We start from the raw sequence: 23,984 nt of genomic DNA on the forward strand, positions 1-23,984 counted from the left end.
GGCTTACTCCAGCTCTACATCTTTTGGGGGTATCCAGCGGGCAGTTGCGCCGCTGGCTTTGCTGTCGCTGATTACCTCAAGGTCCAGATTCATTGCACTGTTGAGAACGCGCGAGATCAGAGCGTCAGACCCAAGCGATGTTGCCAAAACACCGTCAAGGCGCTCTGCGATCCGGCCAGCAACAGACACGCGCAGCGATGCGCCTTTGTCATCTGACGTGATGTCGTAAACCAATAGCGTCTTGCCATCGAACGGCACGATTTGCGGCCGCTGATCCACCAATTTCGCGCCAGAAATTGCGATGGACAGATCAGCAAGATCAGCCTCGGTGCCCGGCCCTTCAAGCACGACCGCAACACATGTCGCGCCCGCATCAAAATCGGTTTCAACCAGTGACGATTGGTCCACCAAGTCGCGGGCCGTCATCCAACCTGTACCAGCTTTTCGTCCACCCCTTGCCCGGCCCGCACCTTCAGCACGCACAACACCGCCGCGGCATCGTGCCAGCGAATAACCTAGATAGGCGACATCGGTGCTTTCCACCCAACCGGCGATTTCTTCAGACGAGGCTTCCACACCAGCAATGATCGCAAAGGCACGGTCGGTGGCCGACAGCTCAACCTGTCCGCCAACCTTCCGGTTTTGTGAAAGTTCACCGTCGCCGCCGATCACCAGCAGACGCCCTGCCCCGGATAAGGCCAACGCTCCGTTTGAGGGGAACCGGGTGACGGCTGTGCTGGCTGGCAAGTCAAAGACCGCGATCTGGCCGCCTGACAGAACGGTGTCGCGGCTGCCTTTTGTACGGGTGCCAACAAGGTTGTTTTGCACGTCGCCCAGAACTGCGCGCTCGGCTGGCCCGCTGCCTTTCGCGGCAAATGACACGGCAGAGGCCGCGCGCGCAGTCTCGGGCGTATGGCCTTCTGCAAGCAGCGTTCCGGCTTTAGTGGGCGCGCGTACCTCGGTGCGCAACAGGACCGAGCGTTCAGCTTGCATGGCATCCAGCAAGGGCGGTGCCATGCGTTTCAGCCCTTTCGCTGCGCGTGTGCGGGCGGTGACTTGGGTTCCTTTTTCGGCGAATACGCCATCGGTGCTGCGCAATTCCTGCTGCAACATACCGCGCAGTTGAGGACGCCGATATTTCTGCGGAATTGCACTGTCCGTTGGCCTGCGCTTAAGTTTCTTGCGGCCAGTTCGCACAGAGCCCACGATCCGTTCGGACAACAATCCAACCCGCATGGGCGTTGCCCTGTTCCCTTGGAAAGATCGCATGGCAGTTGCGGACCGAGGCGTCAGTGAAAGATCAGTATTGCGCGTCGCTCGATGCCATTCGCCTGCATATATTGGCATCTGGTTGTGATCGATGGTCTTTAACAACGCGCGTTGCTGCTGCGCAGCCGCAATCACACGCGCCCGGATGGCCCCGCCGCGCCGCAATGGCAATGGCGCAGGTCGGCTCGGCTCAACCTGATCAAACGAGACGCCACCAGTTGATGCAATCGGAATGCGCGCGTTCAGAGACGGCACGAATTTCAGGTCGACACCTTCGGTTGCGGGGATCACATCGCCTTTCGGAATAACTTTTTCGTCTTCACCGGGCGCAATGCCCCAGACACCCTTGGGGAAGCGACCCGTTGTGCGCGGCGTAATCGTCACACGTGCGGTATCCTGCAGCGCGATCGGGCCACCGGGCGATCCATGTTTGGGGACCAGTCGCAGGTTCAGCCTTGACGTTCCCAGCGCACGCCGCATCGGCGCCAGGCCAAGATTGGCATTGGGCATTACATTGTTCTGGGCATCAAACTCTTTGCCCTCAAGCGCGATTGACAGGATGGGAATGGTTGACGTCAGGCTCAACTCAAACTCGCTCATCACCTCGAACGGATGGGCCGCACTTCCGTCTGGTGTCGCGCCCCGTTCACTGCCGGAACTGCTCTGAACGGGTGGCGGCAATGCGCCACGCCCTGCGATTGATGACAAAGCGGCCGCCCGGTTGCCCGGTGCCAATTCCAGATATTTCTCGACGAAGGCCACCCATGAAAGCGGGTCTGGGGTCTGTCCGTTGGCGTTGCCAAATCGGACAGTAATGTCAATCGGTCCAATCTCGACGCGCGCAGATCCGTGGAATTCTGGGCCCGCAACCTCGACAAATGCACCGAGCGAAAAGGACAGGTTAATCGTGCCAAACAGCACATTTATGCGAATGCCTGCTGACACCCGCACATGGGCGTCAGCCTCATACCGGAACGGGTCAAAATACACGATGGCGTTGCCGCCAAACGATAGATGGGCATAGGCCGGTCCGAATTTCGCACTGGCCTCGAACAGTCCGCCGGCCATGAACGCTTCAGAGGTCAGCGCAAAATAGGTTTCGGCCTTCACAACGATGTTGCTGGACACGGACCAGTTGAAGCCGAGCCTGGGCACAACCGGATAGCCATCACGATGAAAGTTCGGGTGATAGCCACCCAAAGTGATCACAAACTCGCCCGCTTTCGCGCCCTTGAACCAGCTGACATAGGCAAACCCGCCCGTCAGGCGCGCGCTTTGATGAAACAGCCAGGAATTCTCGGTAAGCTGGGCTTGGATCCAAATGACACCCTCTTCCGTCGAAAAGCGTGCGATCAGTCCGAGTTCAATGGACACAAGTGCCGCCTCGGGACGCGGAAGCGCCATGCGCGCGAGGCCAAAGATCGACAGCTCGAACCCATGACCAAATTCGACCGCAACAACCGCAATCCCGTCGACAAGCGCGAATGAGTTGAAGCTGATCCCGGCGGCGAACCAGAAGTTGCCTTTCTTGGGCAGAAATTCGTTTCGCACTTTCTCCATCTCGGCCATCAGATCGTCTGATGGCCGATAGGCCGGATCAAGCGCGGCAATCATGGTGAATTCGTTAAATTTGCCAATATCATCAGGAGGTTTTATGTCGCGATTAATCCCAAACCCGCCACCGACACCCGTCAGGAAAAAGCACGGCGGCCCGCCAAATGGCCCAAGAACAGCACCATAGACAAAAAACGCGCTGTATTGATCATTGTCTTCGTTGACCGAGGAATAACCGCCATAGACCGACAGGCCATAGCTCGCAAAGCGCGCCTGCAGCATACCGATGTAATCCACACTTGGCGGATCACCAAACTTGCGCAAACCGCCTGCCAGTGTGACGCCTGACATATCCGCGGAAATCGCCAGACCTGCAAGGTCGACCGCCCACGCTTCGGGGTCAAAAATACCGCCACGATCAAGACGATGGCGCAGTTCCAAATCATCGACAGCCGCTTGCAGACCGGCAATCGAGACGTTGCCATCAAATAGAAGCGAGACAGATTTCAGGTTCTGCGTCGCCGCGTCCATCTGCGCGCCCAGCCCTATCTGATCAATGTAGATCGGACCAAATTGGCTTCGGATCGGCAACCACCATGGCCCGTCACCTTCGCCTGCACGAAACCCAACAGCAATTCCACCACCGGGCTTTGTCTGAACTGACAAGGCGGGCGAGAATGCGGGCGCAAGCGGTGCTTCTCCGTCATTGGTTTCGGACAACATCCCTTCGGCGACCCCGTTGCCGTCAGAGCTTTCACCGCTGCCCCCACCGACCGCCACGGAAATCTCGGCCAGTTCAACCTGCGCGCCGCCAAGAACCTGTCCGGGTTGAAGGGCTGCATAGATATGAAAAGCGACAGACCCCAATCCGATCGGCTCGGTCAAAAGCGGTGCATTCGAGCGCCCGATCCGAAGGCCAACACCGTTGACCGACAGACGGGGGGCAAACCTGATGTTGATTGGGTTCGAGATATCGACAAGACCGACGATCACGCCCGCATCGGGCGTTCCGATGATCCATCGGTTATCATTTTCCAACCAGACGGCGATATCGCCCTGCGCAATTGCCAGTCTGTCGGCAAGTGCTAGGTTGATGCCCAAAACACCGTCAATGGTCGACAATCCTATGGTCAACACACCGTCAATGGTCACCGATGGATTGGCGCTTGCGATATTCTGCAACAACTTGATGACCCGTGCGATCTTGCTGTCGATCAACTGCTGTTCGCTTTCACCCGGATTGCGCATTACGCGGAAAAGCTCTGCGTCCAACGCTGTGCCCGTGTCATTCAGGACAACGTCGCTTAACAAGAAGCGTATGTCCCTACTGCCAACCGTTTCGTTCAGAACCGCATCAACTTCAGGCAGTTGCACAACAAATCCACCCAGCATGTCGATGGCGAAATGCAGTATGCCGGTCGCGATCTCTTCCGGTGAATTGCTGCCAAAGCCCAGATCGAAGCTTTGGGTGTTGAAACTGTAACGCATTGCCAACGCCTGCGAATGCGCCGCGTCGACCGACAGACCGACACTGACGAACGGGCTTGGAACGGACGAGCCGACATCCAAACTGAAAACCGGACGCAAAGTCAGCGCGGGATCGACCGGTATCTCGGCTGGGCCGAGCGTCGCGTTCAGCCGGGCAAGCCCAGTGGCATCAAACCGCAACGTGGTCGCGACCGACTCAATGAAGGGCAGGCCAGCAAAGACCCCTCCGAGTTCCACGAACAGCGGCGCTTGATTGAACGTCAGCGTCATGTTCCAGCTTGGGCTGCCGGCTTGAGCAATGGTCACAGTGACACCGCTGGCATCGCTGCTCGCGCTGATGTCGGCAGGCAAAGCATCGTCTAAATTGCTAAGCCCCGAAGCAAGCAAAGCGGGCCAGCGCGTTTGCAAGCTGCCAGCCGGATCTGTCGCCCATGCTGCCAGCGTTGGCCCGTGAAAACTGCCGCTTTGCCGAAGAAGCAAGGCGTCCCCAATGTCGGCAATCAAATCGCCATGATCCGTTCCGCTATCCGCTATTGCATCAAGCACGAGGGGAAGGGCCGCCGTGACAGCGGCCGTGGTGATGGCACCCAGATCGGCCGGGTTGGGAAATATCTCCAGATCGCTGCCCGCTGCGTTACGCACGAAAAGGCGCGTTGCTCCATTGGCAACGGTCAAGTGCGCTGCACTGTTGCCCGGCACGCCGCCCGCAAGGCCTGCAAAGCTGCTGATGGCCGGAAGCACGCGCCCATCGGCGGTGAATTCAAGCCCCACTGCGCCGCCAAAATCAATATCCGCGCCCGGCATGAATGCGGCTGGATCAAAGGCAATATCCAGCACAAGGCCACCGACGTCACGCGCCCGCAAGGACACACCAGTCGCCAGTGTCAGCACACCAGAGGGGCCAGCCAGACCCGTGATGGGTTTAAGCGCATCTATCAGAGCCGCAACGCGCACGGGTTGGAACACGGCGCCGTTGCCCAGAATATCGCTTTGTCTCAGGGCGGATGCGGGGTCGATAAACAGTAGGGGCGGAATGCTCGTGCGCCCGTCTTGCAACATGCCCAGTGCGTTCAGGAAGGCATCGGTGATCGTCTTTGCTTGCGGATGGATATCGCGCACGCCTTCCAAAAGCTCTTCGGCTGCAACGGCGGCCAGTGCGGGCAACGCTGTTTTTGCAAGATGTTCGAAATCTATCGTCGGCCAAAGTGGCAGGGTCGTTGGCAGCCGACCCATTCGCGCCCCATCGTCTGGTGCGATTTGAAGATTGGCCGCAAAAGGCAGGAAGTCGACCACTAACCGCGTACCGGTTAGAGCGCCCAAACGCAGCCCTGCCGCTGTGACGCCGCCCCCGGCGATGGTTGCGTCAATGCTCCATTCCGTGAACAGCGGCAGTCCGGTGTTTGCCCCACAACTGATTGAGAGCGCCGAGGATATTGGATCGAATGTTAGCCCAGCATGGTCGCCCGACAGGTTTTCGATTAGTCCGACCAGCAATGCATATTGCGCCGTATCGGACAGGACCTGTTGCAGCCGGGCGGCGGGATCATCAATCCAATTGGACAAGGACAGCGCATCGAAATGACCGTCACCGTCCACAATTTGCAACGCGCGCAATGCTTGCATGAAGCGCTGAAGAACCGGATCGACACTTGTCGCAGCCTCGTCAAAAACCGCACGCAGCAGGATTCCCATCTCGGGCGACGTGGGCATATCGAAACGATCCGGTCCAATCGCGGCGTCAACATCTTCTGGTGTAAGCGTCACTCGGGCAAAGCGCTGGTCGTTGATCCTGACGCCATGCAGCGTAACTGCGACCCGGTTTCGAGCTGGCTCGGAACTGGCACCAACCGTCAGCTGAGCTTCGACCTCCAACGCGCGCAATTCCAGCAGGTCATCGGTCCCGGGTCCGCCGACAAGCCAACCACCCTCACGGCGCAGCCCCGCTGCCAACACAACGGCATGTGCTGTACGCGGCGAGACGGACGGCGCATCGACATCAATGTCGACCCCGACAATCTCTGCCAAAAGATGTCCGGTGAACGCAATGCCAGAGCCGCCCGTGGCTGTGTTAAGCGGCAGCAGAGCACCCAGCGAGGCGGACTCGATCTTTTGTAATTCTCGCTGAATATTTCTTGCTTGTGCGGCAAGGCTCAACCCAGCCGCCGCAGCAGCGGTCATTGCCCGCAGTGCGGCATCAGTTTCGATCACGCCATAGACAAGATGCGCGTCCAATCCGGGGCGAAGTGTTGTTGACCAGCCGGGCGGCGGGGTCAGTTCGCGAACGATATCCAGGCCAGTGTCCAAATGCTGTTCAAGCAAAGCACGCGCGCGGGCGAGATCGTCGTCGTCAGGCTCGTCCGTATCAGGGGCTGGCATGAATTCAGACAAACGGCGCAACGCTTCTTCGGTTTCAAATGGCAGAGCGGTGGGGGCGTCCGCAAGCGTCAGCGGCAAGCCGATCGCAACAAAGCGATCAATGCCGGAACCCATTTCGACAAGCGCCAACCACGCCGCATGACCTGCTTCGGGTGCTGCAACAAGCACAACACCCGGCAATGAACGGATCAGCGACAGCGCGTGGCGCAACCGGGCCACTTGACCCAAGATCCCGCTCGCATCCCCGACAGCCAAAGCCGCATCACTGCGTGGGGCCAAAAGAATGTGCCAGTCGCCATTGGTTGCGGGTAGCGGTGTAAAGGCCAAGGGGTCGCGGCCCGCCTCTCGCATGTCCAGAACGCGCGCGGCATCGACACCCGACGGCAGGTCGGCATCTGCAGGCAAGACCCTGACGGTCACGCTCACAGTTGGCGCGCTGTCCAGAATTTCCGTCAAATCTATTCCTGCCAGAAGCGCCGTCGCGGTCTGGTTTTCGACAAGGTGCAGCGTTGTGCCGGGCACATCGACTTCTGGCACGCGCACGCGACCGTCGCTTTCTTCCCACAGGGCCGCAACGCCAGCCAGCCCGTCGCCCAGACTATCGCGCGCAAGCTCTGTTCCGAACGGGCCAAGGGCGGCAGGGTATTCGCTGAGTATTGCATCTGCCAGAATGCCGGGTTCCAGTCCGACGTCACCGGGCAACCAGCGCCGGATCGGGATCGAGCGGGTGACGTCGGGGATTGGCAACGGCGTGTCCGGCTGACGCCAAACCGCTATGGCTGGAAGGCCTGCGCCAGGTAAGAGATCAATCCGCCATGGATCGGCAAGCGTGCCAGACCCGTCAATGTGAACATCTGCATCACTGTCACCGGAAAGGAAGCGCGCAAGCGGTTGTAAACGCCGTGCAATGTCGATCTGCGCATCGCTCAACATCTCGGCGACCCATGCCCGCAAAGCGGCTTCTGCGTCATCTACCAGATCGGCCAATCGCAATCGATATATGTCGGGTTTTCCCAAAATTGGTGCAGATCGCTGCCAGCCCACCGCATCGATCAGATCTCGCAGCCAATCGGCACTGGTCACCCTGTCGGTCAGTGCCACCACAAGGCGCTCGATTGCGTCCCAGTCTTTATCGTCAAAAGAGGCCACAAGATCGTCATACCGCGCCCGGATTTCGGGCAGTGGTATGGGCACGTCGACACCGTCCAGAAAAAGTTCGGGGTTCGGGGTTTCCGGCGCAAAATCAAACCCATCCTGAGCCCGCCAGAGCAGCGCCAATGACAGATGATCCACCGCAACCCGCGCGCTGCGGCGACCCAGCGAAAGGCGCGACCCATCTTTCATGGCGGCGCGCGCCTGAACAGTGATTTCTGGCAGGAACCCCGTGGCGCCGCTGTCCAGATCGACCGACAGAAGGGCGACCCGCGCACGCGTCTCGATGACGGTTTCGCCGTTCGCGATGGTGTCGACAGATTGTCTGACACCAAGCCCCAGCACCAAGCGCCCGCCACCGTTCTGCCATATGGCGACATAGACACCGCCATCAAGCGCAAGTTCCCAAGGGTCGGCGATCGTGCCGCTTCCAGTGATCGCATCTGCGGTCGTATCACCGGTTATCAGTCGACGCAGATTACCCAACACGCGTGAGACATCCGGCGCGTGATTGGCCAGAACATCCTTCCAGTGATCGCGCAATTGTCCAAGCGGGTCGCCAAAGAAGGCGATCAGATCAATGACCGGAAAGCCCGCCGGCGCACCGGTTGGTGCGCGCCAGCCAAGCACCACCGCGATCAGATCGCCTGCTGGGCCAAGATTGCCAAGCACTTCGGCCAACGCATCTGTGACCGCTGCCGCCGCGGTGGCCGCCAGCGCCTCTGGATTGGTCAGGTCCAAACGCGGGTGGTTGGTGCCAAAAACGGTCGCGTTCAGAACTTCGATGATCAGAAGCGGGCGACGGCCCTCGTTCAGCCCGAACCCAAGGACCAGCGCGTCGGCCGATACATTCGGCGCAGCAAGCGTGGAAAGATCGTATCGAAGCTGCGCGCGAAGCGATGGCACGGCCATGGCCTCGCCGGTGCCAAGGTCCAGCTTCACGATATCTGCTACGAACTCGGCTTCAGCGTTGCCGCTGGTCATGCCAAATCGGGTGGACATTGTGATGACCGGGCGGCCAGCCGCTCCGGGTCCAACCCTGAACCCAACGCGCAGATTGGCGGACCCCACAGGCAGGCGGACGGTATCTGCGCCCTCAACAGCCGCACCATTCGCAAGAAGGGCCGCCAATGATTGCAGCCACGCGGTGCGCGCCGCCGTTTCACCCAATGTTTGAGCAAGCCAATCCACCAGCACGTCGGGGCCGGTGTCGAAAATGTCCGTGACAGGTAAATTCGGTATCACAGGATTGGTCCCAAGCCCCAACAGCTCTGCAAGGGCGGCCACCTGCGGGTCCGCGCTGGCCCCCAACTGTGCCTGCATAAGGCCTACGATCAGCTCGATCCCTGCATCCCCTAGCGCGTCCGGGTCGGTCAGCGACAGGTTCAGGTCCCTGCCCGTCGCCTCTCCGGGCAGTTGCAGGCCGCCAAGGGTCAAAGCCACCACCGGCAGACCATCCGCCGCGATGGTCGGCACAAGCAGCCGCAGTCCGACCGCGCGCAACCCCGCCTCGCCCGGCGGGGTGGGAGTGTTGGCGATGGTAATTTCCGAAGAGATTGCGAAAAACCCACCGCGCTGGCCGATCAGGTCAGGGCTTGGGCGCGGTGTGCCCTCTTTGCCAGCTCGGAAAAGCGGGATCATCAATGATGACTGGCTTTCGGTCAAAGGCGCACGCGTGTCGAATTTCACGCCAAGAAAAAGATGCACTTCCGTTGACGGGACCGGATCGTCATCAAGAACTAGATAGAAACGAATGCGCGCGCCTGTGCTGACATTATCGGCGAACAGTTCGATCCAGTATCGCGCCTCGGCGTCCCGTTCTTCTTCGCCGCCACGCGCGCTTTGCGCGAAGGCAAGTAGCGCCGATCGCTGTGCATCGTCGGCAAGGATATCGCGCAAATAGTCTTCCGGGTTGCGTAGCCAGTCTTCGTTAAATTCGCCGTCGCCATCGACAAGCCCCAGCGCGCGCAAAAGGTCGGATGTGTCGCCGAAACTGTCAGGGCTAAACGCATTCATCGCCGTGCCCTTTCGATCTGACCGCGTGCCGCGATGCTATCAATCGTCAGGCGCCCTCGGGTCGCCGTAAGTGCGCCCGCAATCAGGCGTTGGTTTTTGGCGTCCACGCCCACTGCTCCGGCCACGCTGGCAGTGGCGGCAACAATCGAAGAATGCGCCAGTGCGATAAGCGCGTCCCCCCAAACGCGCGCGACCAAAGCGTTGCCAGCGGGGCGATCAACCGTCGCCATCACGGTGCCCGCGACAGTCGTTTTTGATCCGACAGCAATGGGAACAGACATCGTATCACGCAACCCATCAGCTTCGACCGGAATATCAACGCGCACCCGTCCCGATGTCACCGTTGACTTGATGCGCCCAAGATGGACGACAAGTTGGTTGATCCCGTCATCCCAGATAACGCTGGCCTCGCCCTTGGCGCGATCGCGTGCGGCATATTGCAAAAGCTGTTCCAGGGATTTCGAGGCAAGGGGGATAGACGGCCCATTCTTTCCGATATCTATCGTCGTTTTCGGGAAGGCCTCGGGATCTTTTTCGCGCAGAAATTCGACCACCAGCCCGGTCACATTGTGAAGCCGCGCGTCTGAGGTCGGGCGCTCGGCGGCCGTGGCCTTTTTCAGCGCTTCGGCCACGGATTGAGGGGTGAGCTTTGACGTTTCAACCTTGGGCCTTGGTTCGGTCACCACCAGCACATCGCGCACGTCAATCGCGTCGATCCGGCCAACTTCGTCAATGACCCGATCCAATCGTTCCCGGTCAGATGGCGAAAGATCATCCAGTCGATCAAGGTCGTCAATACGTGTCCCGACAGACGGACGCCGGCCTATGCTCCCAGATAAATTTGGTCTGCGCGTCATAGAGGCCTCCCTCGCACGCCAAGCGTAAGCTTGCCCAAAATAGGACCACTGTGCGACGTCTCATACGTCCCCAACTAAGGGAGAAGGCGATCTATTTTTTTAGCGTATCTTGAACGAGATGCAGCATGGCACCCAATGTGAGCCAAAGGGCCAGGAAGCCGATAAGTTCTAAAGCAAAGCTTCCCCACTTAAAGAAGATTTGAGCCACGGTAAGCGATACGGCAAACGGCAAAGCTTCCCGTACCAAAATCTCGCGCAATCCAAAAACATTGACCAAAGAGAACAAAATCACCCCTCCTGATTGAATAGCTGAAAATGTTCAAAACCGCCCGAAAAACACAGCACTGGCGTGGCCCGATGATAGCGGCGCGAATATCAATCTGTCAAATTACCGCCTTTAGGACGCTCATCTGCTCTGCTGGACCGGGCAAGGGCGCCGCGCCGAATTGGTTCGTTCGACCGAGTGAAATCGACGGGGGCCACTGTGGCGTTCGTTCGTTGACTTGGCCAAGTAACTTATCTAAATTATTGTTTTTAAGTATTTATATGCCTGCAACGGGCGGCTCTATCCGTGTCGAAGAAAGACCTTTAGCAGGTCCGCGCGGTCAAGCATCCCGACAAGTTCACCGTTACGCATAACCGGGAAACTACGAAAAGGCTGGTCCAGAAACACTTCTGCCGCCGTCACAAAATCGGTCTCTGCCTCTATCGTAGTGATGTCGGTGTTCATGCTGTCGGCGACGGTTCCGCTCCACTGTTGGTAGTAGCTCGCGTTCAGCGCAGGGCGGAAGCAGTCCTTTTCGGTAATGATCCCAATGAGCTGCCCTGCCTCGTCAACAACCGCCGCGCCTGAAGAGGCCCCTTCCACAAGACGTGCTGTTGCCTCACGGATTGGGCAGTCGCCAGACAGGCGCAGGAAATCGGTCTGCATGACCGACGAAATACGTTCCTCAGCCATCTACATTCTCCTCAGATTTTGCACGCCGTGGACATCCATCGCACCGATTGCCGGGAATACATGACGCGCCACCGCAGGATGTCTGCGGTGGCCGCCCCGTCAGCAGCAGTCCCAGCGCCAAGCCGCCAAAGACCAGAAGAAAAATACCCATCGAAAGGATCAGTTCCATTTCGTCACCTCATTTGCGGCATGTGCATCAAACGTCCCGGTGGCGATTTGGCTCAACGCTTGGCCTTCCGAGATCAATAACAGCGCCGCGATGTTGTGCTGCCGGGCAAGATCCGGCCCCTGACGCGCGCCCGCACGCGTTGCGAAAGTTCGACAGTTACAGTTTCGGAAATTGCTTGTCATGTGTCAGGTTCCGAAATCGTCGTTGAAAATATTGCGGCGTTCAACGCCCATCTGCTCAAGCGTCGCGATGACGGCTGAAATCATGACCGGCGGTCCGCAAAGGTAGTATTCGCAGTCTTCAGGCGTGGGATGGGCGGACATGCCTTTGCGAACTGTTTGGTGAATAAAGCCCGTCTCGCCCGTCCAGCGATCACCGGGGGCGGGATCGGACAAGGCTGGCGTCCAAGAGAAGTTCGGATGTTTGGCCGCGATCGCGTCGAACTCGTCGACATAAAACAGATCGGCGGCAGTGCGCGCGCCATAGAAATAGAACATCCGCCTGCCAGACCCCTGCCCGATCTGTTCGTGGATCAACGCGCGCAGCGGTGCCATGCCGACGCCGCCGCCGATGAACACCATGTCCTTCCCGGTCGGTTGCGCATGGAAATCGCCGAAGGGACCCGCTGCGCCAACCGTGTCGCCGCTTTTAAGGGAAAACAGATAGGACGACACGATGCCCGGCGGCACCTCACGTTCTTGTCCTGCCGGGGGCACCGCAAGGCGAATGTTGAACACAAGGCGACCAGCGTCTTCAGGTCGGTTAGCGATAGAGTACGCGCGGCTTACCGGCACGTCCGAGCCACCTTTCAAGCCCGTCCAGCCCGAAATTTTCCACGTCTCGGCAAAAGGTGCGGGGATATCGAGGCGTGAGAAATCCAGATCGTAAGGCGGCGCGTAAAGCTGCATGAAACTGCCCGCGTGAAAGTCGATCTTTTTTCCGTCCGGTAGGTCAAGCACCAGTTCACGGATCAGCGGCGCGAGCATTCGGTTTGAACGGACCCGGCAATCAATGCTTTCTGCGTCAAGAATGTCAGCCGCGACCGAAACGCCGACCGCGCCGCGCAAGTTAACCTGACAGGCCAGCCTCACGTGATCGCGCCGCTCGGACGGCGACAGAATGCCGCGTTCGGTCGCCACGGGCAGGCCCGCGCCTTCGCCCGAAACAGCCAAGCGACACAACCCGCAGGTACCCTTTCCACCGCAGGCCGCCGGAACGGGGACGCCAGCAGATTGCAGCACCGACAGCAGATTGTCGCCGCGTGAAGCCTCGATGCTGGTGTCGTCATTTACGGTCACGATCAGGCTTTCTTGCGGGATAAGCCTGTTGCGCGCCGCCAGAAGGCCGACCGTCAACAAGACGACAAGCAAGATCAGCAGCAGGCTTCCAACGGCGATTTCTGTCATGTCGCCACCATCTGCGCAAAGGCCGCAAACCCAAGCGACATAAGCCCGGTCAGAATGAACGCGATGCCAAGGCCGCGCAGCCCGTCTGGCATGTCGGCATAGGCAAGCCGCGCCCGCAGCGCACCAAGCAGGATCACCGCCAGCGCAAAGCCCGCCCCACTGCCAAGGCCGAAGGCGACGGATTCGACGAAATCATATCGTCGTTCGACCATGAAAAGGCTACCGGCCAAGATCGCGCATTGCACCGTCAGAAGCGGCAGAAAAACCCCGAACGAGGCATGCACGGCGGGCAGAAACCGGTCCAGCAGCATCTCGATCAATTGCACCGTCGCCGCGATCACCCCGATGAAAGCGAGCAGCGAGAGGTAGGATAGATCAAGCGCTCCATACCCCGCCCAAGACAGCGCACCGGGGGCAAGAAAAGTGCTGTATATCAGGTTGTTCAGCGGAACCGTGATGCCAAGGACCGCAATGATCGCGATACCAAGGCCAACGGCAGATTCGGTGCGTCGCGACAGCGCCAGAAACGTGCACAGCCCCAGAAACAGGGTCAGCGGCATATTGTCGACAAACATGGCGCGCAGAAAGATATCGACCAAGCCGCTCACGGCGTTGTCTCCTCAACCTTTGGCGCATCGAACTCTGACGGCTCGGCCTGTTCGCGCCAGATGGACCGGACGATCCAGACCAGCCCGCCCAGAAGAAAGAAGGCGCTTGGGGCCAACAGCATCAGATTTAGCGGTTCGAACCAGCCACCCTGATCCACGGTTGGCAGAAGCTGATAGCCAAGCAAACGCCCGGTTCCGAACATCTCGCGCACAGCGCCAATGATCGTCAAAACCAATGCATAGCCCAGACCGTTGCCAAAGGCGTCGGTCATCGACACAAGCGGCGGGTTGTTGCGCGCAAAGGATTCCGTGCGCCCAAGGACAAGGCAGTTCGTGGTGATCAGGCTGACATAGACCGACAGGCGTTGGCTGATGTCAAAAAAGTACGCCTGCAGAAACTGGTCAATCACGATAACCAGCGATGCCACGATGATAATCTGGACGATCAGCCGGATCGAGCTTGGGATGTGACGACGGATCAGGCTGACGATCCCCGCCGAGGCCACGATGACGACGATCAGCGAGGCCGACATTGTCAGCGCCGTATCCAGCGTTGTGGTCACCGCCAGCGCCGAACAGATGCCAAGGATCTGTAACGTCACCGGGTTCTGGCGCACCAGCGGTTCGATCAATCTTGTCCAGTAACGCGCGGTGCCTGCCATCGCTCAGAACTCCCCGCGCCGGACGGCATCAATCAAGGGGCCGTAGCCGTCGGGGCCGACCCAGAAGCGGACCATGCGGGTGATCGCGTTGCTCGTCCGGGTCGCTCCGGTGATGCCGTCCACCTCGTATTCGGTATTGGCCGGTCCGCGCGCCACTGAAAACCGCAGCGTTCCCTTGTCGTCGGCGATCTGCTTTCCGGCAAACAGCGCTTGCCATTCGGCCTCTTCTATCCGGGCGCCAAGGCCGGGGGTTTCAGCCTGATCGGTGATCGTCAGCCCGGCAATCGTATTCATGTCGCCGCGCAGCGCCAGCATCGCACGGATCGGACCGTTATAGCCCGAACCGATGATCGGCAGCAGCAATAGCGCGATCCGATCCTGATCCCGCAGGATGAATATCTGCGCGATGTCCGGGCGTGCACCGATGTCCGCTGTGTCCTGTTCTGGGGCCAGCTGGGTCCAGTTGCTTGGATCGTCAAGCGCGGCTTGAACTGTTTGCGACGTCTGACCTTCGGCAACGCTCCCCTTGGTCAGATCGACCACCACAGAAGACAGCGCACTCCCGCCTGCCTCTGCCACGATCTCGGACATGCCGGGAATGGAGGCAAGCAGCTTGTCCAGCCGCAATTGTTCCTCCGCCGCGCGGTTCTGAATTTGGATGGGACGCAGATAAACCGTGGCTGTCGTTACCAGAACGGCACAGGCCGCCGACAGCAGAAAGGCGACCACGATCGTTTTCGTACGGCTTTCGTTGGGCAGCGCCAACAGACGTTTCCAGCCGGAAATCGGGTTCAGATCAATCAAGTTTTCGCCTCCTTTGCGCGACCCAAAGGGACACGATGGCCTCGTCGATCAGCGGCACGGCAAGTGAGACAAGAAACGCCGCCGAAACCGCCATCTGGACATCAGCCGACCCTTGCCATGTCGCGTGGAACAGCGCGACAAACCCGGCGTAAAGCGCCCCATTCACCCAAGCTCCAACCGGGGTTGATGCGCTGGCGACGGGGTCGGCAACCAGCAGGACCAGAACGATCAGCACCGTCGGCCAAAGTTCCAGCAGGCCGGGGTCAATCCAAACGGCTGCGGCAAAAACCACCCCGGCACCAAGCAAAAGCCGCGCCGAAACAACACCGAACCACGCCGCAACAAGGGCCGCGGGAATCGCCGCCCAACCCAGCTGGATGGGCAGCTCCGGCCAAGGCGCGCCCGGAAAGCCAAAGCCAAGAAACGCCAGCGTCACCGTCGCAGGGTTAAGGATATTGCGCCCCCAACCGCCAAAGGCCAATTCGCCGAATACAATCCCGAGACTCACGCCCAGCACCAGTTGCAACGCGCCCAGATTTTCCGGGGCAAGAATGACAATCGCAAGCGCGGTCAGCAGCACGGCAAAGGACGGCGGCTGCGCGCGCGCCAGCATCCAGATCAACTGCCAGATCCCGATACAAAGCGTGACGAAAACAAGACGCGCAACCGCGCCCCAACCTTCAGCCAGAAACCACGTGACCATAATCGGCAAGCTCGCACACAGCAGCAGCAGGGCCACAGTTTCGCGATCCCAGATGCCCCGGATCATGACGCCTCCTCCTTCGCGATTTCGCGCAGCATGTTATCCAGAAGCGCCGAATGGCGCGGCGCGGCACAGGTCACATAATCGGCCAGCGTCAGGTCCTCGCCAACAAGGGACAATGCCCCGAGGCGGGTGGCGGTTTCGCGGTCGCCGACAGCCAACGCGCGCAGCAAGGCCAGTGCGGGCAGTGCGCCACCAAGGGCGCGTTCAATGGCGGCCGTTGGAATAATCGGGCGCGGGCGGGAAGCCTGTTTCAGTGCCGATACAAGCCAATGATCTCGTTGATCGGACGCGCCGGCGTTCATGACAGACACCTGACGGTCCCGCGCGCCCAGCCAACGCCTCGCACGGCCTTCAAGCGGTGATCCGGACAGCGCGATATGCGGGCCATGTGTCACCCGGCCATAGCACAAGCTGCGCAGGTCTGCGCCCGGCTGGCAGCGAAGAAGCCGCGCGTCCGTCACCGCAGGCCCCGCAAAGGAGATAAGGCGCGTCTGTGGCACAAGGCCGGTCGCGAACAGCGCACCGATGGCGGCCACATCTTCCAGATGAATGTCCCAGACTGGTCGCGACAGGGTTGCCGGATGGTGCTGGTGGACAAGAAATCCGGGCAGCCCCCATGGGTGGACCGGGGCAACCTTCAGCCGCCTAATTCTGTCATTCGGTGCAAACTCGGCGAAGCCCTCACCTGCATCCCCAGCCTGACACAGATAGACCGGGCCGTGCGTCAAGCGCAGCAATTGGGCGATGCCGCGCGCGACATCCTCTTCGCGACCTTTGACGGACAAAGCAGGGTTCGGCGCAAGCGGTTTGGTGTCCAGCCCAGCAATGAAGATGGCCGCTGGCTCCTCGCCCGGGAGTGGCGCGCGCCCGAATGGCCGTGAACGTAATGCCAGCCACAGCCCGCTTTCCATCAGCAACAAACGCAGCGCGTCGCCGCTTTTGTGGGCCGCGTTAGGGGCATACTGATGGCGGTCACCGTCGTTTTCGTGAAAAAATCGGATTTCCGATAAACGCCTGCCCGGCGCAAGATCAACAACGGCGACGCGCCCGGCCATCGGGGCCACCTGCACGATGTCGGGATGATGGCGCAGCCTGAAGATCGGCGCGCCCTGAGCGACAAGCTGGTCTTCGTCCACCAGCATTGTCACCCGCAGATCATCGTCTGCCGACGCGCTAAGCGCCGCCTCTTCGGTAATGTTGTGCTCAACCGGAACATGTGCCGCCGGCACGGGACCTCGGACATCAACAGTCAGACCTGTCTGGCGATTCCAAAGCACAAATATCGCTCCGCCGATGATAGGGTTCAGAGCCATCTGATATTGTTTTCAGCCCAGCAATCCCGTAACGTTAGTCTAGGCAAATCAAGCCGACGACATCAAGCGAAACAAGGGAGTGTGACATGATGCAGCACCCAGCCAAGATCGTCCTTCAAGTTTTCGGATTTGCCGCCCTGCTCGCGTTTGGTATGAATCTTGGGCCAAGCGGCAGCTTCGCGCAAGAAGAGAAACAAGAGGAGAAAGAGGCCGCAGAAAGCATTGCCGAGCCAATGTTCAACATGCCCAAGAGCGGCCCGTTTGCGCCAGAAACAATTTCCATTCCGAACGCCAAAGCGATTGCCGCATGGTCGCGGTCAGGCCATGCAGACGCCGCATCCGAATCCTTTAGCCACTGGAACGAAGAAGGCGAGATCCCCGCCAATTGCGCGACCTGCCATTCAGGAGTGGGCTTTCGGTCCTTCCATGGTCTGGACGGCAGCCCCAAGGGTTTGCCAGAAGACCCCTTCCCGATCGGCGGCGTGGTCGATTGTGAAACCTGCCATAACCCGGGACTGTCACGTATCACAGAAATCGCGCTGCCGTCCGGGGTGGTGCATCCGGTCAGCGGTGGTGACGTATCTTGCATGACATGCCACCAAGGTCGCGCCAGTGGCGCACGGGTGACAGAAGCCACAGCGGGCATCGCCGAGGACACATCAAGTGGCGAGCTTCGCTTTGTGAATCCACATTACAACATTGCTGCGGCCACCACTTTGGGGGGCTATGCCCGGCTAGGGTATCAATACCCTGACAAGACCTATTCGGGACGCTTCAACCATGCAAAACCGGTCGCAACCTGCGTTTCATGTCACAAGCCGCACGATCTTACGGTTGCCGAGGCGAACTGCCTGACATGCCACCAATCCGGCGACGCGAAAGCCATCCGGATCGCCCGCCAAAGCTACGACGGCAGCGGCAAAACCGACAAGGGCATCTACCATGACATCAACGCGAACGCCGATCTGCTGATGTCGCTGATTCAGGACTACGCCACAGAAATTGCAGGCAAAGCGATGATCTATGATGGGACGCGTTATCCCTACTTCTTTGCTGACGCAAACGCGGATGGCCTTGCGGACGAAGCAGACGGGCGGTCTGTCAGCTATGACGCCTTCACGCCCCGCCTTCTCAAGGCCGTATATAACTGGAAGTTCATCACGGCCGATCCGGGCATCCATGTGCACAATCCCCATTATGCTCTGGAACTCGCTTATGATTCAGTCGAGGATTTATCGGCCGCCTTGGGGCGCGATTTCGCCGAGTTTGGCTTGCTCCGGTGATCGAACGCCGAGGTATTAACCCATACTTCGTTTGCTTGAATGAGGGCTGGGGATGTATGTCACCGGTTGGCTGAACGTCCTGAGAAGGGCGATGGCTGTCGGTACATTGAACTTGACCGAGCCTTGCTAAGGCGCGAGGTTGACGCGTTTCACCAAATGCGGATCAGTGCGCTCCTGTTGTGTTAATCGTATCCGTAGGGCCGCATTTTGCAGGAGGCCACAGGCACCATGACATCACAAGTTCGCGGTCGATTGAACGTCGCGTTGGTAACCATTGCGCTGGTTGGTCTTGTGTCAGGCTTGGGTCTGTGGCTGGTCGAAAAATCGCAATTGGCGGATTATGTCTGGATTGTCGGCGTCATCCCGGTTCTCGCTGCCCTTGTGGTCGAAATCGTACGAAGCCTTGCCAAAGGCGATGTCGGCCTTGATATCGTGGCCGCCCTTTCGATGTCGGCGGCACTGTTTTTTGACGAAACGCTGGCGGCGGCGGTGGTTGCCCTGATGTATTCGGGCGGCACTTTCCTTGAAAGCTTTGCCGAAGGGCGCGCCCGACGCGAGATGAGCGATCTGCTGTCGCGAGTGCCACGAACCGCAACGCGACACCACAATGGATCGCTGGTCGAGGTCGATCTGGAGGCGATCGTTCCCGGTGACCTGCTGTTGATCCGACAGGGCGACATTGCCCCGGTAGACGGGACCCTGGAAACCGACAGCGCGATCCTGAACCAGTCGGCCCTGACTGGTGAGGCGATGCCAGCCCTCCTGCTGCGCGACGGCTACGTTATGAGCGGGTCGACAAACGACGGCGAAGCCTTCGATCTGCGCGCCACCCGCCGGGCCGCAGACAGCACCTATGCTGGCATCGTCCGGCTGGTCGAGGCGGCACAGAAATCCAAGGCCCCCATGGTGCGGCTGGCCGATCGCTATTCACTGCTGTTCCTCGCCGTCACTGTTACCATCGCCACCGCTGCATGGTGGTTCACCGGTGATCCGATCCGCGCGGTTGCTGTTCTGGTCGTGGCCACGCCCTGCCCGCTGATCCTGGCCGTGCCGGTCGCGCTTGTGGCTGGCATGTCGCGCGCCGCGCATTTTGGCGTGTTGATCAAGGGGGCAAGACCGCTGGAGGCAATGGCACGGGTCAAGACGCTGATCCTTGACAAGACCGGCACGCTGACCGACGGACGCCCCCGGATCGTGTCAATCGAGGCGCAGGCGGACCTTAACGCCAACGAAATACTGTTTTTCGCTGCAGCACTTGATCAGGCGTCAAGACACCCCGTTGCGCAGGCTATCGTGGCCGCCGCCCATCAGCAGGGCATGGCGCTGCCGACTCCCGCTGATCCCATTGAGGCTCCCGGCGAAGGCGTGATGGGCAAGATCAACGGGTGTAAGGTCATCGTCGGCGGTGCGGATTTCGTAGCCGGGCAGATCAGCGGGCCTCTGCTGGACCACCCTGCCCGCTCGGAGTCCGAAGTGATCGTCGCAATTGCCGTTGATGGCCGCCTTGTTGGGCATCTTGTTATGGCGGACATGCTGCGCACGGGCACGCGCGGGTTTCTTTCCGGGCTGCGCCGGGTCGGCATGACGCGCATCCTGCTTGCAACCGGGGATCGCCGCGTGGTTGCCGAAGCCGTAAGCGAAGGCCTTGATCTTGATCATGTGCACGCGCAGATGACACCGGATCAAAAGGTGCGTCTTGTCTTGAACGAACGCGAGAGCGGCGCGGTGATGATGGTCGGGGACGGGGTCAACGACGCACCTGCGCTGGCGGCTGCCGATGTGGGCGTGGCGATGGGCGCGCGCGGAACGGCGGCGTCGGCCGAAGCGGCGGATGTCGTCCTGCTGGTCGACCAGCTTGATCGTCTGCTGCCGGGATTGGAAGTCGCGCAAGGGGCAAGACGGATCGCATTGGAAAGTGTGGTCGTAGGCATCGGCCTGTCGGTTGTGGGCATGTTCGCGGCGGCCTTGGGATATCTTTCACCGGTACAGGGCGCAATCTTACAGGAACTGATCGATGTGGCCGTTATTCTAAACGCTCTTAGAGCACTAAAGATCGTACCGCAGGACGCAAACGAACACGACCGCAACCAAGCCGACCCGTGCCCCAGCTGATCAACACATGTGTCCGGTACGCCACAATATTTCGTCCAATACCCCCTTCACGAAATATTTATTCGTCGATTTCCCCTAATTATCTGTTAACATGTTCATACCGAAAGGTCTCTGGTGGGGAAAATGGTGCGTCATATTTAGGCGCAAACCGAATTAACTGGAGTTGGGGAAATGGTATATAAGTCACAGACAAAACAGATTAAAACACCAAAACGTGTCGTTCGTTATCTTCGACAGCAAACACCGCCGAAAACAGACAGAACGAAGACCGAGGAACCGGAAACACCCGCCGTGGTGTTCACGGACTGGGCCAGTATCTGACGGGTTTTCACGGTCGGACAACACGTTTAAGTTGGGATCATGACTGATCCTGTCTCGTCCATACGCAATCTTGGGCCAGCGTCGGATGCGTCCTTTGCGCGCGCCGGCATCCATACGGCCGAAGAGTTGCGCGAACTGGGCGCGGATGAGGCCTATCGCCGTCTCTTGGCGTCGGGATCACGGCCGCACTTCATCGGATATTATGCCATGGTCATGGGGTTGCAGGGGCGCCCTTGGAATGACTGCAAAGGCAAGGAAAAAGACTCCCTGCGCGCCCGGTTTGATGCGTTGAAGGCCGAGGCCGAAGTAAAACGCCCCTCTGAAGACAAGATGGAAGTCATTTTGGACCAGATAGGCATCCGCGCGCCCTGACACCCGACCCTGAATTGAAAAAGCCGCCCGGATTTCTCCGCGCGGCCCTTTTTTTTGCGTCCAACCAGCCTTAGCCGACCAGTTCGAGACCCGAGAAGAAGTAAGCGATTTCTTCTGCTGCGGTTTCCGGTGCGTCCGAGCCGTGGACCGAGTTTTCGCCAACCGATTGGGCAAACTCTTTACGGATCGTGCCTTCGTCAGCGTCGGCCGGGTTGGTGGCGCCCATCACGGTGCGGTAGGTTTTGATGGCGTCGTTGCCTTCCAGAACCTGAACGACAACCGGCTCGGAGATCATGAATTCAACCAGCTCACCGAAGAAGGGGCGCTCTTTGTGGACGCCATAGAAGGTTTCGGCCTGGGCTTGGGTCATGTGGATGCGTTTTTGCGCAATGATGCGCAGGCCAGCGGCTTCGATCTTGGCGTTGATCGCGCCGGTCAGGTTGCGTTTGGTGGCATCGGGTTTGATGATCGAGAAAGTGCGTTGAATGGCCATGTCGGTCCCTTTTGCGTTGGGCAGCGGGACCCCTGCCCCGGTGCGTGTGTGATTTGCGGCCCCCGGTAACATGGGATCGGCGTTTTGGAAAGCAGCGATTGAAGGCGATGATTGACGGGCCTTCCAAGCTCAGGCACATGGTGCCCATGCTTAGAATTTCAGACATCACATATTCCATCTCTGGTCGCACCTTGGTTGAAAACGCCTCGGTGACCATTCCGACGGGCCACAAGGTGGGCCTGGTGGGGCGCAACGGCTCTGGCAAAACGACGCTGTTTCGGATCATTCGCGGCGAGATGGGGTTGGACACGGGCGAGGTTTCGCTTCCCAAGGGTTGGAAAATTGGCGGGGTCAGCCAAGAAGTGCCCGGCAACGAGGTCTCATTGATCGACACGGTTTTGCGGGCAGATACGGAACGCGAAGCTCTGATGACGGAAGCCGAAACGGCCACTGATCCGACCCGCATCGCCGAGGTTCAGACCCGCCTGTCTGACATTGACGCGTGGTCGGCCGAGGCGCGCGCGGCCTCGATCCTGAAGGGGCTTGGCTTTACCCATGACGAACAGCAAATGCCCTGCTCGGCGTTTTCCGGCGGGTGGCGCATGCGTGTGGCACTGGCGGCGGTGCTGTTTTCCGAGCCTGACCTGCTGCTGCTGGACGAACCGACCAACTATCTGGATTTGGAAGGCGCGCTGTGGCTTGAGGCTTATCTGGTCAGATACCCCCACACGGTGCTGATCGTCTCGCACGACCGTGAGCTGCTCAACCGATCGGTGGGCGGCATTCTGCATCTCGAAGACAAGGGGCTGATCTATTACACCGGAACGTATGACATGTTCGCCAAACAGCGGGCACAGAAACGTGCCCTTCTGGCGTCCGCGGCCAAGAAACAAGACGCGCAGCGTGCGCATTTGCAGGCGTTTGTGGATCGCTTCAAGGCCAAGGCATCAAAGGCGAAGCAGGCGCAATCGCGCGTGAAAGCGCTGGAACGAATGGAAACCATTCGCGCGCCGGAAGATGCCGCGCGTACCGTGTTCACCTTCCCCAAACCCGAAGAGCTTCCGCCCCCCATCATCGCGACCGAAAACGCGGCTGTGGGCTATGGCGACACCGTTGTTCTGCGCAATCTGAACCTGCGCATTGATCAAGACGACCGCATCGCGCTGCTTGGGCGCAACGGCGAAGGGAAATCCACGCTCTCCAAACTGTTGTCGGGTCGATTGGACCTGATGGAGGGCACAATGGTGTCCTCGAACAAACTACGCATCGGGTTCTTCGCCCAGCATCAGGTGGAGGAGCTGTATGTCGACGAAACGCCCCTGCAACACCTGATGCGCGAACGCGCCGCCGAGGGACAAGCAAAGCTGCGCGCCCGTCTGGCGGGGTTCGGTCTGGGACCGGATCAGGCCGACACCGAGGTCGGGCGGCTGTCTGGCGGTCAAAAGGCGCGCCTGTCGCTGTTGTTGGCCACCCTGCCCGCCCCGCATTTGCTGATCCTTGATGAACCGACCAACCACTTGGACATTGAAAGCCGCGAAGCGCTGGTCGAAGCGCTGACCGCCTATAGCGGTGCGGTGATTTTGGTCAGCCACGACATGCATTTGCTGTCCATGGTGGCGGATCGCCTGTGGTTGGTGAAAAACGGGCATGTCGCCCCCTACGAGGAAGACCTGCAGGCTTATCGTAAGATGCTTCTTGCCACGGATGAGGATAAGAAACCGCCCAAGGCAAAAGCCCCCAAGCCGAAACCGAAACGCGCCGACCGGGACACCATCCTTGCCCTGCGCGCCGATTTGCGCAAAGCGGAGGCACGGGTCGAAAAGCTGGAAGCGATGCGCGACAAGCTGGATGCCAAGCTGGGCGACCCAGAACTTTACGAGCCCGAGCGAAAAGACGAAGTTGTGGTTTGGCAAAAGAAACACGCCGAGGTTCACGAGGCGCTGGATCGCGCCGAAGAACTGTGGCTTCGCGCGCAGGATAAGCTAGAGAGAGCAGAGGGTTAAGC

16 protein-coding genes are annotated in these 23,984 nt (G+C 59.6%); 4 read left to right on the forward strand and 12 right to left on the reverse strand.

Features of this window, described 5'->3' with window-relative positions; translation table 11 throughout:
• Positions 1-3 precede the first annotated feature (3 nt).
• From MUY35_RS01260 to MUY35_RS01310, 11 genes are all read right to left on the reverse strand, one after another.
• Positions 4-9,855 carry a DUF6603 domain-containing protein gene (locus MUY35_RS01260; RefSeq protein ID WP_248363241.1) on the reverse strand — a complete coding sequence of 3,284 codons (9,852 nt, stop codon included), beginning with the start codon at positions 9,853-9,855 and terminating at the stop codon, positions 4-6.
• Positions 9,852-10,712 (reverse strand): hypothetical protein, encoded by an 861-nt coding sequence (locus MUY35_RS01265; protein ID WP_248363242.1) that lies wholly within the window; start codon positions 10,710-10,712, stop codon positions 9,852-9,854. The genes MUY35_RS01260 and MUY35_RS01265 overlap by 4 nt, the downstream gene beginning before the upstream one ends.
• 91 nt (positions 10,713-10,803) lie before the next feature.
• A complete protein-coding gene (locus MUY35_RS01270; protein WP_248363243.1) occupies positions 10,804-10,998 on the reverse strand; it encodes a hypothetical protein in 195 nt (64 codons plus the stop codon).
• Between the two features lie 279 nt (positions 10,999-11,277).
• Positions 11,278-11,670, reverse strand: coding sequence for a CBS domain-containing protein (locus MUY35_RS01275; RefSeq protein ID WP_248363244.1), 393 nt, complete (start codon positions 11,668-11,670; stop codon positions 11,278-11,280).
• 159 nt (positions 11,671-11,829) lie between these two features.
• Positions 11,830-12,021 (reverse strand): hypothetical protein, encoded by a 192-nt coding sequence (locus MUY35_RS01280; protein WP_248363246.1) that lies wholly within the window; start codon positions 12,019-12,021, stop codon positions 11,830-11,832.
• 3 nt (positions 12,022-12,024) lie between these two features.
• Entirely contained in the window at positions 12,025-13,245 is a 1,221-nt protein-coding gene (nqrF, locus tag MUY35_RS01285; RefSeq protein ID WP_248363248.1) for an NADH:ubiquinone reductase (Na(+)-transporting) subunit F, read from the reverse strand.
• The gene (gene nqrE, locus MUY35_RS01290; protein ID WP_248363250.1) at positions 13,242-13,853 is read right to left on the reverse strand and encodes an NADH:ubiquinone reductase (Na(+)-transporting) subunit E; all 612 of its coding nucleotides are present in this window, start codon (positions 13,851-13,853) and stop codon (positions 13,242-13,244) included. The genes nqrF and nqrE overlap by 4 nt, the downstream gene beginning before the upstream one ends.
• The gene (locus MUY35_RS01295) at positions 13,850-14,515 is read right to left on the reverse strand and encodes an NADH:ubiquinone reductase (Na(+)-transporting) subunit D (protein WP_248363252.1); all 666 of its coding nucleotides are present in this window, start codon (positions 14,513-14,515) and stop codon (positions 13,850-13,852) included. Before MUY35_RS01295 ends, nqrE begins: the two co-directional genes overlap by 4 nt.
• 3 nt (positions 14,516-14,518) lie before the next feature.
• Positions 14,519-15,319: an NADH:ubiquinone reductase (Na(+)-transporting) subunit C gene (gene nqrC, locus MUY35_RS01300; RefSeq protein WP_248363254.1), complete on the reverse strand. Its 801-nt coding sequence runs from the start codon at positions 15,317-15,319 to the stop codon at positions 14,519-14,521.
• On the reverse strand, positions 15,312-16,088 hold the full coding sequence (locus tag MUY35_RS01305) for an RnfABCDGE type electron transport complex subunit D (protein ID WP_248363256.1): 777 nt from the start codon (positions 16,086-16,088) through the stop codon (positions 15,312-15,314). The genes nqrC and MUY35_RS01305 overlap by 8 nt, the downstream gene beginning before the upstream one ends.
• The gene (locus MUY35_RS01310; RefSeq protein ID WP_248363258.1) at positions 16,085-17,398 is read right to left on the reverse strand and encodes a Na(+)-translocating NADH-quinone reductase subunit A; all 1,314 of its coding nucleotides are present in this window, start codon (positions 17,396-17,398) and stop codon (positions 16,085-16,087) included. The genes MUY35_RS01305 and MUY35_RS01310 overlap by 4 nt, the downstream gene beginning before the upstream one ends.
• Before the next feature lie 86 nt (positions 17,399-17,484).
• On the opposite strand from MUY35_RS01310, the gene MUY35_RS01315 reads away from it, so the two are divergent.
• From MUY35_RS01315 to MUY35_RS01325, 3 genes are all read left to right on the forward strand, one after another.
• Complete coding sequence (locus MUY35_RS01315; RefSeq protein ID WP_248363260.1) at positions 17,485-18,681, forward strand: cytochrome c3 family protein; 1,197 nt, start codon at positions 17,485-17,487, stop codon at positions 18,679-18,681.
• A 228-nt stretch (positions 18,682-18,909) separates the two neighbouring features.
• Positions 18,910-20,793 carry a heavy metal translocating P-type ATPase gene (locus MUY35_RS01320; protein ID WP_248363262.1) on the forward strand — a complete coding sequence of 628 codons (1,884 nt, stop codon included), beginning with the start codon at positions 18,910-18,912 and terminating at the stop codon, positions 20,791-20,793.
• A 360-nt stretch (positions 20,794-21,153) separates the two neighbouring features.
• Entirely contained in the window at positions 21,154-21,486 is a 333-nt protein-coding gene (locus tag MUY35_RS01325; protein ID WP_248363264.1) for a TfoX/Sxy family protein, read from the forward strand.
• 70 nt (positions 21,487-21,556) lie between these two features.
• Here the strand turns inward: MUY35_RS01325 and ndk are convergent, their stop codons facing one another.
• Positions 21,557-21,979 carry a nucleoside-diphosphate kinase gene (gene ndk / locus MUY35_RS01330; RefSeq protein WP_248363266.1) on the reverse strand — a complete coding sequence of 141 codons (423 nt, stop codon included), beginning with the start codon at positions 21,977-21,979 and terminating at the stop codon, positions 21,557-21,559.
• A gap of 146 nt (positions 21,980-22,125) precedes the next feature.
• Here ndk and MUY35_RS01335 point away from each other — a divergent pair, with 146 nt between their 5' ends.
• Entirely contained in the window at positions 22,126-23,982 is a 1,857-nt protein-coding gene (locus MUY35_RS01335) for an ABC-F family ATP-binding cassette domain-containing protein (RefSeq protein ID WP_248363268.1), read from the forward strand.
• The last annotated feature ends 2 nt before the right edge of the window (positions 23,983-23,984 follow it).

This window comes from Aliiroseovarius sp. S1339 (genome assembly GCF_023195695.1).
GTDB lineage: Bacteria > Pseudomonadota > Alphaproteobacteria > Rhodobacterales > Rhodobacteraceae > Aliiroseovarius.